Origin of the sequence: Streptomyces lincolnensis, from assembly GCF_001685355.1 — a bacterium.
In the GTDB taxonomy this organism is placed as follows: domain Bacteria; phylum Actinomycetota; class Actinomycetes; order Streptomycetales; family Streptomycetaceae; genus Streptomyces; species Streptomyces lincolnensis.
This window is the reverse complement of record NZ_CP016438.1, coordinates 244,163-256,293: the sequence shown is the minus strand read 5'-3', so window position 1 is coordinate 256,293 and position 12,131 is coordinate 244,163. Positions and strand designations below refer to the sequence as shown.

The 12,131-nt window shown below is 68.8% G+C and carries 8 protein-coding genes and 1 pseudogene; 6 read left to right on the top strand and 3 right to left on the bottom strand.

Annotation, left to right across the window (positions count from 1 at the left end; genetic code table 11):
* Positions 1–170: 170 nt before the first annotated feature.
* Positions 171–1,187 (bottom strand): LacI family DNA-binding transcriptional regulator, encoded by a 1,017-nt coding sequence (locus tag SLINC_RS01165; RefSeq protein WP_067425512.1) that lies wholly within the window; start codon positions 1,185–1,187, stop codon positions 171–173.
* A gap of 283 nt (positions 1,188–1,470) precedes the next feature.
* On the opposite strand from SLINC_RS01165, the gene SLINC_RS01160 reads away from it, so the two are divergent.
* The 5 genes from SLINC_RS01160 to SLINC_RS01140 all read left to right on the top strand — a co-directional run bounded on the left by SLINC_RS01160 (position 1,471) and on the right by SLINC_RS01140 (position 8,950).
* Positions 1,471–2,784 carry an extracellular solute-binding protein gene (locus SLINC_RS01160; protein ID WP_067425510.1) on the top strand — a complete coding sequence of 438 codons (1,314 nt, stop codon included), beginning with the start codon at positions 1,471–1,473 and terminating at the stop codon, positions 2,782–2,784.
* Positions 2,785–2,885: 101 nt separating this feature from the next.
* Entirely contained in the window at positions 2,886–3,857 is a 972-nt protein-coding gene (locus SLINC_RS01155; RefSeq protein WP_067425507.1) for a carbohydrate ABC transporter permease, read from the top strand.
* 13 nt (positions 3,858–3,870) lie between these two features.
* The gene (locus SLINC_RS01150) at positions 3,871–4,812 is read left to right on the top strand and encodes a carbohydrate ABC transporter permease (protein WP_067425503.1); all 942 of its coding nucleotides are present in this window, start codon (positions 3,871–3,873) and stop codon (positions 4,810–4,812) included.
* 89 nt (positions 4,813–4,901) lie between these two features.
* Positions 4,902–6,362 carry a GH1 family beta-glucosidase gene (locus SLINC_RS01145; protein ID WP_067425499.1) on the top strand — a complete coding sequence of 487 codons (1,461 nt, stop codon included), beginning with the start codon at positions 4,902–4,904 and terminating at the stop codon, positions 6,360–6,362.
* A gap of 992 nt (positions 6,363–7,354) precedes the next feature.
* Positions 7,355–8,950 carry a TIGR03086 family metal-binding protein gene (locus tag SLINC_RS01140; RefSeq protein ID WP_067444759.1) on the top strand — a complete coding sequence of 532 codons (1,596 nt, stop codon included), beginning with the start codon at positions 7,355–7,357 and terminating at the stop codon, positions 8,948–8,950.
* 66 nt (positions 8,951–9,016) lie between these two features.
* On the opposite strand, the gene SLINC_RS01135 is transcribed toward SLINC_RS01140, so the two are convergent.
* Positions 9,017–9,412: a VOC family protein gene (locus SLINC_RS01135; protein ID WP_067444754.1), complete on the bottom strand. Its 396-nt coding sequence runs from the start codon at positions 9,410–9,412 to the stop codon at positions 9,017–9,019.
* A gap of 469 nt (positions 9,413–9,881) precedes the next feature.
* On the opposite strand from SLINC_RS01135, the gene SLINC_RS01130 reads away from it, so the two are divergent.
* Entirely contained in the window at positions 9,882–10,871 is a 990-nt protein-coding gene (locus SLINC_RS01130) for an ArsR/SmtB family transcription factor (protein ID WP_067425496.1), read from the top strand.
* Positions 10,872–11,199: 328 nt separating this feature from the next.
* Here SLINC_RS01130 and SLINC_RS01125 read toward each other — a convergent pair.
* A pseudogene (locus SLINC_RS01125) lies at positions 11,200–12,079 on the bottom strand (SAM-dependent methyltransferase).
* Positions 12,080–12,131 lie beyond the last annotated feature (52 nt).

The following is a 12,131-nucleotide window of genomic DNA, read 5'->3' as shown; positions in this document are numbered from 1 at the left end:
ATCCGCACCCATCTCCCTTTGCGCGAGATCAATGTGGAGCTGAGCAGAGGTCCCTTGCGGCGCAGCTCCCCCCCGATACGTCATGCTCGCGCCGACGCACCTTGGCCAGACAGACCAGGACAACGATCGGGGTGTGCGAGCAGGTGGCTCACCAGCACCCCCTCATCGGATCATGACGATTCGCGTACGACGAGCTCAGTGGGAAGCGTGACGCGCCGACGAGGCTTCTCGGGATCGCCGATCTCCTCCAGAAGGATGTGGCCGATCATGGCGCCGATCTCCTCGACGGGCTGACGCACGGTGCTGAGGGGCGGGTTGGTGTGCCGGGCAATGATGGAGTCGTCGAATCCGACCACGGCCACGTCGTCGGGGACACTCCTGCCCTGCCTGCGCAGCTCCGCCAGAGCGCCCGCCGCCATGACGTCCGAGGCGACGAACAAGGCGTCGAGCTCGGGGACCCGTTCAAGGAGTGAACGCATTGCCGCCTCGCCGCCCTCCCCGGTGAAGTCGGCCGAGGCCACGAGCCGGTCCGTGGCCTCGTGGCCCGCCTTCTCGAGGGCATCGCGCCATCCCTGGAGCCTGCTGCGCGCGACGTCCATGTCGAGCGGTCCACTGATCGTGGCGACGGTGCGGCGCCCCCGCGCGAGGAGATGGTTGACGGCCGTCGCGGCCCCGCCAGCGTTGTCGGAGTGCACGTGGCTGAGCGACTCGTCGGAGGAACGGCGTCCGGCGAGCACCGTGGGCAGCCCCATGTCCTCCAGCAGCCCCGGCAGCGGGTCGTGCTCGTGCACCGAGACCAGGAGCACCCCGTCGACACGCCGTTCTGCGACGGACTGGGTGAGCTGGTCCCGCTCGGCCTGGTCGCGGACAAGCACCAGTTGGAGCTGCGTGCGGGTCTCCGCGAGGGCGGTGCTGACACCGCGGATGACCGCCGAGAAGTAGGGCTCCGAGCCCAGTCTGCTCTCCGACTCGGGGATCACCAGGGCCACGGAGTTCGTCCGGCTCGTCACCAGCCCCCGGGCAACCGAGTTCGGGACGTAGTTCAGCTCGGCGATGGCGGCGAGTACGGCGGCCCTCGCCTTCTCACTGACGAGCTCGGAGCCGTTGATGACTCGTGAAACCGTGGTGCGTCCGACACCGGCGCGCGCGGCCACCGTAATGATGGTCGGGCGTTGCCTTTCCCCCATGACGCCTCCCTCGCTCGGCGATGCCTGGACGGCTTCCACCTGCGCATTGTGCCAGATGCGAGGAGAGCGCCCGCAGGGCCCGGGTGCGGGCTCGCGACACCTTTCGGCAACGAAGTGGATTCAACTTCTTGACAGACGCCTTTCGTGGCGGCCAGGCTGCGGGCTCTCAGGTGGGCACGTTCCCATCGTCGATTGGGAACGTGCCCACCGGACAAATCGCGCCTGCGGAGCGGACTGCGGGGCGCGAACTCCGGTGCGTCAGCGCCGCCGCTAGGAGGACGAAATGGACAAGTTCCGAAGGAAGTTGCGTACGAGGGCCGTGGCCGCCGTGTCGGCCGCGTCGGCTCTCGGGCTGGTCGTGGGCTGCGGGGGCAGCAGCGACGGGGGGACCGGCGGGGGGAAGAAGGACGGCAAGGTCACCATCACCATGGGGCTGTTCGGCGTCATGGGCTTCAAGGAGACCGGTCTGCTCGACAAGTACATGAAGGAACACCCGAACGTCGTCATCAAGGCGGACGTCGCGGGCGACGAGCAGACCTACTACACCGCCCTGCAGACCCACTTGGCCGCCGGCAGCGGGCTGAAGGACATCCAGGGCATAGAAATTGGTAGGGCCAAGGAACTGTCCGACACCCAGAAGGACAAGTTCGTCGATCTGGCCGGCGTGGCCGGGACGGACCACTTCCTTCCGTGGAAGCAGAGCCAGGTCACCACCGCGGACAAGAAGGTCATCGGCCTCGGCACCGACATCGGCCCGATGGCGGTCTGCTACCGCAAGGACCTCTTCCAGCAGGCCGGCCTGCCCACCGACCGCGACGAGGTCGCCAAGCTGTGGGACGGCGACTGGTCGAAGTACGTCGCCACGGGCAAGCGGTTCAAGCAGAACTCGAAGGCCGACAAGGTCGCCTACATGGACAGCTCCAGCGGACTGTTCAACGCCATGATCTACGGCAACTCCCAGCAGTTCTACGACAAGCAGGGCGAGCTGATCTACAAGACCAACCCTGTCGTGAAGGACGCGTGGAAGCTGGCCTCCGAGGCTGCCACGGCCGATCTGACCGCGAAGCTCCGCCAGTTCCAGCCCGGTTGGGACCCCGGCCTGGCCAACAGCACCTTCGCCACCACCGTCTGCCCGGCATGGATGCTCGCCCACATCAGCGAGAAGGCGGGGCCGAAGAACAAGGGCAAGTGGGATGTCGCCAAGGCGCCCAAGGGCGCCAACTGGGGCGGAGCGTTCCTCGGCGTGATGGACAAGAGCCCTGTCAAGAAGGAGGCGCAGGAGCTCGTGGCCTGGCTCACCGCCCCCGAGCAGCAGGCCTACCTCTTCAAGGAGATCGGCAACTTCCCCTCGTCGCAGACCGCGTTGACCCTGCCCGCAGTGGTCGATGCCAAGTCGGACTACTTCAGTGGCGCGCCCATCGGCAAGATCTTCAGCGCCGCGGCCCAGGAGATCCCCGACGAGCAGGTGCTCGGCCGCAAGGACGGCACCATCAAGGACATCTTCTCGCAGGGTCTGACCTTGATCGAGGCGCAGAACAAGAGCCCGAACGAGGCGTGGACGACCTCTGACGAGCGCATCGAGAAGGCCGCCGGCTGACCTGGGGCCCTGCCCGCCGCCGCCCGGCGCCCCACGCGCGGCCCCTGTGGGTCGCCGGGCCCCTGCCCGCCTCTCCACCCCTCCAGGAAGGACGCCTTCCGGTGGCCATCTCCACCTCGACACCCCCCGACGGTGCGCCCGGCATCGGCGCGGAGCGTCAGCGGCGCCGTACGCTGCTGCACCGCCTCGACGTCCGGGGCGCGCCGTACGCCTTCGTCGCCCCGTTCTTCGTCGTCTTCGCCGCCTTCAGCTTCTACCCGCTCATCTACACCTCGTGGATCTCGCTGCACCGCGTCGAACTGTCGACCCTGAACCTCATGGAGTGGGTCGCCTTCGACAACTACACGGCGCTGTGGGACGACGACCGCTTCTGGAACGCGCTGTTCAACACCTTCACCATCGGCGTCCTGTCGACCGTGCCGCAGCTGCTGATGGCGCTCGGGCTGGCGCACCTGCTCAACTACCGGCTGCGCGGCTCGACGTTCTTCCGTGTCGCCGCCCTGACGCCGTACGCCACGTCGGTCGGTGCCGCGGCCCTCGTGTTCACGATGCTCTTCGAACGCGACTTCGGCATGATCAACTGGATGTTGAGCCTTTTCGGTGTCGACAACATCGACTGGGAGAACAACAAGTGGGCCGCGCAGACGGCGATTTCCTCGATCGTCATCTGGCGCTGGACCGGCTACAACGCGCTGCTCTACCTCGCGGCGATGCAGGCGATCCCGCGTGACCGGTACGAGGCCGCGGCCATCGACGGCGCCTCGCGGTGGCAGCAGTTCCTGAAGGTCACCGTCCCCGGCATCCGTTCCACCATCGTGTTCACCATCGTCCTGTCCACGATCGGCGCCACCCAGCTCTTCGGTGAGCCCCTGATCTTCGGCCAGGGCCCGAACGGCATCACCGGGGGAGCGGACAACCAGTACCAGACGCTGGGTCTGCTGCTGTACGAGGAGGGCTGGAAGAACTACCAGATGGGGCGGGCCGCCACGGTCGCCTGGGCGATGTTCCTGGTGCTCATTCTCGTGTTCGTCGTCCAACGAATCGTCAAGCGCGTCCTGGCGCGCAGGGCCTGACCGGGAGATTTCCATGACCACAGACAGCATCCCGGTCCAGACGGCGGACGCGCGCCCCGCGGTCGCGAAGAAGGCCCGGAAGGGCACCCCGTCCGGCGGACGCCGCCGCCAACTGTTCCGGCACCCGGGTGCCGGACGTCAGCACCACGCGGGTCCCGTCGCCTACATCCTGCTGGGAATCGCCGCGCTGTTCTCGCTCTTCCCGCTCTACTGGACGATGGTGGCGGCGTCGAGCGACAACACGCGCGTCACCCAGACGCCTCCGCCGTTCCTGCCGGGACCCCATCTCCTGGAGAACCTCGGCAAGGCCTGGCAGGACGCCGCGCTGGGCAAAGCCATGCTCAACAGCCTGATCGTGGCCGGGGTGATCGCCCTGTCGACAGTGCTGTTCGCCACCCTCGCCGGCTTCGCGTTCGCCAAACTCCGCTTCAAGGGCCGCAACATCCTGCTGATGCTCGTCATCGGCACCATGATGGTGCCGCCCCAACTCGGCGTCGTACCGCTGTTCATGATGATGACGGAACTGGGCTGGGGCCAGAAGCTGCCCGCCGTCATCTTCCCCACCCTTGTCAGCGCCGTCGGCGTGTTCTTCATGCGGCAGTACCTGTCCGAAGCGCTGCCCGACGAACTCGTCGAGGCCGGGCGGGTGGACGGTGCGCACTCCTTGCGCATCTTCTGGAGCATCGTGCTGCCGATCGCCCGGCCTCCCATGGCCGTGCTGTTCATGATCACGTTCGTGCACGCCTGGAACGACTTCTTCTGGCCCTTCATCGTGCTCGACATGACCAATCCGACGGTGCCCGTCGCCCTCACCCAGCTCAGTGCGGGATACGTGCGCGACCAGTCGCTGATCATGGCGGGCGCGCTGCTCGGCACGCTGCCTCTGCTCGCCCTCTTCATCGTCTTCGGCCGTCAGATCGTCGGCGGAATCATGCAGGGGGCGGTCAAGGGGTGAATGCCGTGCCGTCCCCCGTTGCCGCGGCCCCTCGACGTCCCCGCCCCACTTCGCCTCTCCCTCCCCGCACGTCACCTGGAAGGACCCACGTGAGCACCGCAACCCGACGCGTCGCACCCGCCCCGCAGAACATCGCCGTCCGCACCTTTCCGCGGGGATTCACCTGGGGCACTGCGACCGCCGCGTACCAGATCGAGGGCGCCGCCTCCGCCGACGGACGCACTCCTTCGATCTGGGACACCTACTCGCACACGCCCGGCAGGGTGCGCAACGGTGACACCGGTGACGTCGCCACCGACCACTACCACCGCTGGCGCGAGGACGTCGAGATCATGGCCGACCTCGGAGTGAGCGCCTACCGGTTCTCCCTGTCGTGGTCGCGCGTGCAGCCGACCGGCCGCGGCCCGGCCGTCGAAAAGGGGCTCGACTTCTATCGCGCCCTGACCGACGCACTGCTGGAGAAGGGCATCGAACCGGTCGTCACGCTGTACCACTGGGACCTGCCGCAGGAGTTGGAGGACGCCGGCGGCTGGCCGGAGCGCGCCACCGCCGACCGGTTCGCCGACTACGCGGCCCTGGCGGCACATGCGCTGGGAGACCGGGTGAAGACCTGGATCACCCTCAACGAACCCTGGTGCAGCGCCTTCCTCGGATACGGCTCGGGTGTCCATGCGCCCGGACGCACCGACCCGGTCGCGGCCCTGCGCGCGGCGCACCATCTCAACCTCGCCCACGGCAAGGCCGTACAGGCGCTGCGCGCCGAACTGCCCGCCCGCGCACAGGCGTCCATCACCCTCAACATTCATCACGTCCGCGCACTGACCGAGGCAGCCGAGGACCTCGACGCGGCCCGGCGGATCGACGCACTGGCCAACCGTGTCTTCACCGGCCCGCTGCTGGAAGGCCAATACCCCCAGGACCTCCTCCAGGACACGGCGAGTCTGACCGACTGGTCCTTCGTACGGGACGGCGACACCGCCACCATCCACCAGCCGCTGGACTTCCTGGGCGTCAACTACTACACGCCGACGCTCGTCTCCGCGGCCACCGGCGAGGCCAGCCATGGTTCCGACGGCCACGGCGCGAGCGAGCACAGCCCCTGGCCGGGCGCCGACAACGTCGCCTTCCACCGGCCGCCGGGCAGCACCACCGCGATGGGCTGGGCGGTCGACCCCAGCGGTCTGTACGACCTGCTGACGCGTCTCAAGGCAGACTTCCCCGCGACGCCTTTGGTGATCACCGAGAACGGGGCCGCGTTCGACGACTACGTGAACCCGGAAGGAGAGGTGGCCGACCCCGAACGCATTGCCTACCTCCACGGCCACCTGGCGGCCGTGCACCGGGCCATCAGGGCCGGCGTCGACGTCCGGGGCTACTTCCTGTGGTCTCTGCTGGACAACTTCGAGTGGGGTTACGGCTACAGCAAGCGCTTCGGCGCCGTCTACGTCGACTACCCGACCGGCAAGCGCATCCCCAAGTCCAGCGCGCGGTGGTACGCCGACGTGGTCCGCACTCACAGCCTGCCGCCGGAGAGCGGCGGGAACCGGTGAGCGCGGAGAGAGCCGCATGGCCGCCCGATGCGCTCAGGGCCTCGCCACCGGCCCCATGGCGACGGCTTCACGGTCGGACCTGCACCCGACTCGGTCAGCTGATGGGAGCGCCTTGACGCACCTGTACTGATCGGCCGGGAGACGCACCCGAAGCCGTCGCCCAGCCCCCACCGCACGGCTCATGCGCAGGCCGGGGCGGCCGGCTCGATCCCGCGTTTCGCGTTCCGGCGGAGTCGAGCCGGCGCCCTGCCCGGGTGCTGCGTGCAGATCGCGGGTCAGGACCGGATCCAGAGCGAGCTGGTCCGATCCGGTCGTTCATCTACGCCCCGACGTGTGTCCTTCCCGCGGGCCGAACTCGTGGCGGCCTTCGTCCGCGCCTGCGGGTGCTCGGGCGAGGAGCTGAACGTCTGGCTGGCGTTGCACCGGGGGATCGCCTCCGGCGTGCTCCGCACACCGGGTCTTGGGCGGGCCCCGGATATCGACCGTTCCCTGGTTCCGGCCCAGCTGCCGGCCGACTCCCCGGCGTTCACGGGCCGTCGCTCCGAACTGGCTTGGTTGCTCGGTCTGCGGCCCGCTCGCGACGCGACGACGGTGGCCATCGCCGCGATCGTCGGGATGGCCAGGGTCGGCAAGACGGCTCACCCGCAAGACGGTCGATGCGATCACCGACCTGCCCTCGATGCAGGCGTCGCCGCAGCAACTCGGCGAACTGGCACGCTCGCACCGGGATATCGAGAACCGGCTGCACTTCGTACGCGACACGACCTGGCCCAGGACGCCAGCGCGTTGGCACGGTCACCGCGGATGTTCCCGTAGCCGAGTACCACCGCCAATACCACCACCGCCCCGGAACGAGCGGCCGACCGGCCTGGCAGTACGACATGACCGGCCCACCAGCGCACGAACTCGCCCCGGCCGAGCACCGTCTCCACGGCGGCAGACCCTTGAGGCTGCTTGACTCTCCCACGGAGGGAGAGTCAAAGGTGGAGCACATGCGTATGGACAACACGTCGCGGCCTACGTGGAGCATCGGAGCCGTGGCGCGGCAGACCGGGCTGCCGGTGAAAGTGGTCAGGCACTGGTCGGACGTGGGCGTCGTGGCACCGGCGGGCCGGACCCCCGGCGGCTACCGCCGCTACGACACCGCCGGCGTGGCCCGGCTGCATCTGGCCCGCACTCTGCGGGACCTGGGGATGGGGCTCGGCGAAATCCGGGCCGCCCTGGACCGCGAGGACGGGCTCACGGAGGTGGCAGCCGCACACGTCGAGGCTCTGGAGGCACAGATCCGCCGCCTGCGGACCCACCAGGCCGTCCTGCGCACCGTCACACGTCGCACTACCCACGAAGGACTCGCTCTGATGACCCGCACCGCCCATATGTCCCCCGACGAACGTCGCAAGCTGGTCCACGACTTCCTCACCGACACGCTCGGCGATCTGGACGTGCCCCACTTCCGCGAGGGGCTCCTCGCGGCCGGCTCCGATCTTCCGGACGATCCCACCGACGAGCAGGTCGAAGCGTGGCTGGAGCTGGGCGAACTGGTCGCAGACGGAGAGCTGCGTCCGGCCATGCGGCGCATCGCCGAGTACGCCGCCCGTCATGGACAGGGAGCGCAGGACTCGGCCGCGGCGGAGGAAATGCGCGTCCTCACCGACACCTGGACCGCACACGTCCGCGAAGCGATACAGGGCGGCACCGCGGCGGACTCCCCGGCCGCCGACCCGGTCGTCGCGGACATCGTCGCCGCCTGGCTGCCCAGCCGTGCGAACACCGACCCCGCCGTGACCTCCGACGGCGCCCAGGCACGCCAACTCCTGCACGAGCAGCTCACCGCCGCGGCCGAGCCCGCCGTCGAACGATTCTGGCAACTGCTGTGTGTTCTCGGCGGCCGCCCCGCACCCGCCGGGATCGCCGAGGCAGGACAGTGGCTCACCACCGCCCTGCGCGCCAACCCCGAGCCCGGCGCGCGGGGCGCCCGGCTCGAAACCCTCTACACGGATGACACCGACCCCTGGCCGGGCGGTGTCCTGGACGCTTTCACACGCGTCCAGGACACCGTCGGCGTACTCGTACGCGCGACGACGCCGGACCAGTTCGGCCTACCGACCCCCTGCAAGGACTGGACCGTACGGGACCTGCTCGACCACCTGGTCTGGGAGAACATCATCTGGGGCGGCCTGGCCCAGGGCACGCCCCCCACCAGCGGCCACACCGATGACCACCTCGGCGACAACCACATCGCGGCCTTCCAAACCGCCGCCGCCCAGGCTCGTGATGCCTTCCGACAGCCTGGCATGCTGGACCGCTCCTTCGGCCCTGCGCCCGGCCGCCGGGTGGTCGAGCAGCTCCTCATCGAGCTGCTCGTGCATGGCTGGGACCTCGCGACCGCGCTCGGCCACGAACGTGACCTGGAGCCCCACATCGCGTACGCCGCTCTGCCGGTAGTCCGGGAGATCTACGGCGACCTGCCCCGCACCGCCGGCGGATCCGTCGCCCCAGCCCAGCCCGCACCCGAGCACACCCTGGCCCTCGACCGTGTAGCCGCATTCCTCGGCCGCCGCATCCCCCACGGACCGGCGCCCGAGTAACCGTCAGCTGTTCGTCAGGGACCGGTGAACGGTGACCGGAGCCGTGCCGTCATCGGAGGGAGTCGTTCATCCTTGCATTGCCGTGGGGTCCATCCACATGACCTCCCAGGTGTGCCCGTCGAGGTCGTCGAAGGCACGGCCGTACATGAAGCCGTGATCCTGAGTCTCACCGGTTGGCGAGCCTCCCGCGGCGATCGCCTTGTCGACCAGTTCGTCGACCCCCTCACGGCTGGGGGCGCTCAGCGCGAGGAGCACCTCGCTCGACGTTCTCGATTCGACTATCTGCTTCTTCGTGAACTCGGCGTACTTCTGGTGGGTGTGCAGCATGACGTTGATGGTGTCGCTGAGAGGAATGGCGGCCGTCGTGTCGTCGCTGAACTGCTCGTTGGGGGAGAACCCCAGCGCGGTGAAGAACTTCTTCGATGCGTCGAGGTCATGAGTGGCAAGGTTAACGAAGATCATCTGCTGCACGAAGGTGTGCCTTTCTCATGGATGTGATGGGCGCGATGTTGGCGTGAACGGGGCAGGCGCCGGCGGGGCGCTGCGTTCAGTCGGCGGTGCAGGTGAGCCAACGTGAAGTGATCCACACACCACGATGTCTGCCGTGCAGGTCACCCTGGAACCACTAGGGGGAGTCCGTCCCCACCTGTGTGCCCGTCACGGTCCTCAACTGGCCCTTGTGTACTTGACCGAGAGCGAGGTAGCCCGCGCAGGGACCGGCTACGACGCGGCCTCATCGATCATCCCTTTCCGGACAGGATCATCGGCCCCGTCTCGCTCTCAAGCAGGAAAGTGCACGCGTCACGCGCACCGCCTGCAGCCCCTGGAGTCTAGGAACCGAGGCACTGTCCCAGGCGTTGATTCGATCAGGTTCGAATGCTGATCCGCGACGGAACCGCGCAACGGAGCTATGCAAAGAAGGGGTGTATCGGTGATCGACCTGCACATGCCCACGGAGCGGCTGGCCGGTCTACGCTGGGCCATCTCACCTGTGGGGGAGTTGGCCGCCGCCCTGGTCGCCGTCTCCGAGGCGCCGAAGGCTTCCCGCAGGCACCGCCACATCCGGGCACTGTTGTCCTCGGGGCACCTGCCGACCCTCGCGGCCGTCGCGCGCGGATACACCACCTACCTGCCGGAACTCCTCACTCCGGCACCCCGTACCTTCCTTCCGACTGTCGAGGACCAGTTGCATGCCGTCGCCACGACACCGGCGAGCACGGTAGGCGCTCAGTTCACCGCCTTCCTCACCGGAGGACAGGCACGCAGCAGCCGCTGCCCATGGCTCCGGGACGGACAGCTCGCACGCGCTGACGAACAGGTGCGGCCCCGCATCGAGGTCGGCGAGAGCGAACTGCGGGAGCGGCTCGCCCGCGAGCTGCACTGGCTCTGGTCGAAGGCGATGGCGCCGCACTGGTCGCAGATCACCGCGGGCTTCGAAGGATTCGTCGAACGGCACGGCGCGGTCGCGGCTCGTGAAGGGCTCGGCAGCGCCCTCGCGGCCCTGCATTCCTCCTTGCTCTGGCAGGACGGGGCCCTGAAAGTCACCTCCGACTTCGACGGGGAGGTGGGCGGCGAGCACCCTGTCACTCTCATCCCCAGCCTCTTCCTGGACCGCGTGGGCCTGCACGCACCTCTTCGCCCCGGAGAAGCGCAACTCGCAATCCCGATCGCAGCCTCGGACCACACCATTCCCCATATCGCCCCGGTCCTCGGTGCAACTCGGCTGGCGATCCTGCGCAGTCTGGCCGAACCACGCACCACCACGGAGCTGGCCACGCTGCACCACCTCGCACCGGCGACGGTCTCCTTCCACCTCTCCCGTCTCCTGGCCGCCGACCTGGTCCAACGCAAACGCGACGGACGACACGTGCGCTACCGCCACACCGCTCGGGCCCGCACCATCCTGCGCCCCGTCCCTTGACCGCACCTGCCTCCGATCTGTCGGATCCATGAGCAGCATCACGGCGACGGTCTGGACGGACAGAGGCAGGCGGACTCGGCGCGGTGAACACCGGTCACCGATGGCTCGGGGCGCGCGTTTACCCAACGCGGCTTTGGGACGGCCTGCTCCCGCAGATCCCTGGCCACTAGCCGGCGCTGGTGGCCGCCTAGCTGAGGACGTGCGTGCGAAAAAGTCGGAAGCCGGCACGGCGGACGTCAGCACCCTGGACCGCGCGACGGGCCGGTGCAGCAGGCCAGATGGCGGCAGGCGGTCTCCCGGGCAAGACGTTCACCCGTCTCTCCGACCTCTACCGCGAGATGGAGAAGACACGCACCCATGCCTCCCAATGGCGTGCCGAGCCGATCTCCGAGACCGGGGAGTGGGGCGATGGCCGGCTGGACGTACCTACGACGGCTTCGTGGCGCGCTACACGTTCGCCTTCTGACGGCTCATCACCCAGGGCGTCACCGCGGTCGGCCGGTCTCGGCCGACCGGAGCGTGTACATTCCCAGCCGTGCCGGGCCGGCCAGGCCACCGGGTTGTCGGGCATCTCCGAGACCCACAGGGATGCCGCCGATCCGGGTGCGGCGTCCGTGCCGAAGCGCTCGATCACGCCGCGCGAGCCCAACGTCAGCCCCATCCGACTGCCTGCCGCCGACTGCGCGCTGATCCGCGCCAGCAGCAACTCCACCGCGTCCTCGGGCAGATAGATCAGCAGTCCTTCGGCGATCCACACGGTCGGCACCGCCGGGTCGTGTCCTGCGGCGGACAGCGCGGCGGGCCAGTCCTCACGCAGATCCACAGCGACGGTGATCCGTTCGCAGCGCGCGACGGCCCGCTCCTGGCGCAGCACCGAAGCCTTGAAGTCCAGTGGCGCGGCGGTGTCGACCTCGAACAACCGGGTGCCCTCGGGCCAGTCCATCCAGAAGGCCCGGCTGTCCATGCCGGCGCCGAGCAGCACGGCCTGCCGGACCCCGGACGCGAAGGCCCGCCGCAACAGGTCGTCGAGGAACTTCGTCCTGATGACGATGGAGAACGACACGGCCCGCCGGCGACGTTGCGCGGCCTCGTCCTCGGGCGGCGGCGAGGAGGGGCCACAGGCCACCGGCGGCGGCGAAGGCCTGTGCCAGTGGATCGCGGAACAGCGCGTTCTCCCGCTCGGTTTCCAGCGCCCGTACTCTGGCCACCCCCACTGCCGTGGCCCACACTCCCGACGGCTGCGTCCGCTCCTGCTCGCCA

Bases quoted from the DNA above. Each gene is read 5' to 3' on its own strand.
- SLINC_RS01165 (WP_067425512.1), bottom strand. From the start codon at position 1,187: ATGGGGGAAAGGCAACGCCCGACCATCATTACGGTGGCCGCGCGCGCC.
- SLINC_RS01140 (WP_067444759.1), top strand. From the start codon at position 7,355: ATGCGTATGGACAACACGTCGCGGCCTACGTGGAGCATCGGAGCCGTG.
- SLINC_RS01135 (WP_067444754.1), bottom strand. From the start codon at position 9,412: ATGATCTTCGTTAACCTTGCCACTCATGACCTCGACGCATCGAAGAAG.
- SLINC_RS01150 (WP_067425503.1), top strand. From the start codon at position 3,871: ATGACCACAGACAGCATCCCGGTCCAGACGGCGGACGCGCGCCCCGCG.
- SLINC_RS01160 (WP_067425510.1), top strand. From the start codon at position 1,471: ATGGACAAGTTCCGAAGGAAGTTGCGTACGAGGGCCGTGGCCGCCGTG.